At 55.3% G+C, this 711-nt stretch carries 3 tRNA genes; all 3 read left to right on the top strand.

Features of this window, described 5'->3' with window-relative positions:
- Positions 1-304 precede the first annotated feature (304 nt).
- The 3 genes from CF70_RS20685 (at position 305) to CF70_RS20675 (ending at position 639) form a co-directional block, all read left to right on the top strand.
- A tRNA-Tyr gene (locus tag CF70_RS20685) sits at positions 305-390 on the top strand.
- Positions 391-449: 59 nt separating this feature from the next.
- Positions 450-523, top strand: a tRNA-Gly gene (locus tag CF70_RS20680).
- Between the two features lie 41 nt (positions 524-564).
- Positions 565-639: transfer RNA gene (locus tag CF70_RS20675), tRNA-Thr, on the top strand.
- The last annotated feature ends 72 nt before the right edge of the window (positions 640-711 follow it).

Genomic DNA, 711 nt, shown 5'->3' with positions numbered 1-711 from the left:
GGGTTTTGCTTTTGGGGCTTCGCTTGCGCTGATTAAAGCGCCGCTGTCGCGCTGTTTGGCTCGGCAGCTTGTAGGTCCCAGGTGCGCCAGGAAGGCCGCCTGGCGCCTTTCTGGCGGCTCCGGCGAGCCCCTATAGGGTGAAGGTGTTCATTTTTTATCGAACACCGGAGATTGATGGTGTGACCGAAGATGGCCAGTGCAGGCATCGACGTCATCTCCAAATGGGCTGTCCTTCCGGACTTTGCATAGTACGGAAAGTGCTTGACAGCCAAGGAGAGTTACACCATAATCTTAAGTTCTCTGCGGAGAGGTGCCCGAGTGGCTAAAGGGGGCAGACTGTAAATCTGTTGGCTTACGCCTACGTTGGTTCGAATCCAACCCTCTCCACCAAGAATTGCAAAGTAGTAGTGCCCGGCAGGTGTGGGTGAAGCAGAAAGCGTGGTAACCCGGCGGGTGTAGCTCAATGGTAGAGCAGAAGCCTTCCAAGCTTACGACGAGGGTTCGATTCCCTTCACCCGCTCCAGATTGCCCGGGTTGCAGTTCTAAAAGCAGCAGTCAAGTTTCGCCCATGTGGCTCAGTGGTAGAGCACTCCCTTGGTAAGGGAGAGGTCGGCAGTTCGATCCTGCCCATGGGCACCAAATACCGCACTGGCAATATCGCTACCGACACAGGAGTCGCGAAATGGCAAAGGAAAAGTTCGAGCGGACTAA

Origin of the sequence: Cupriavidus sp. SK-3 (assembly GCF_000611145.1) — a bacterium.
In the GTDB taxonomy this organism is placed as follows: Bacteria; Pseudomonadota; Gammaproteobacteria; order Burkholderiales; family Burkholderiaceae; genus Cupriavidus.
The sequence above is the reverse complement of the archived record's forward strand: the minus strand, read 5'-3'. Positions and strand labels throughout refer to the sequence as shown.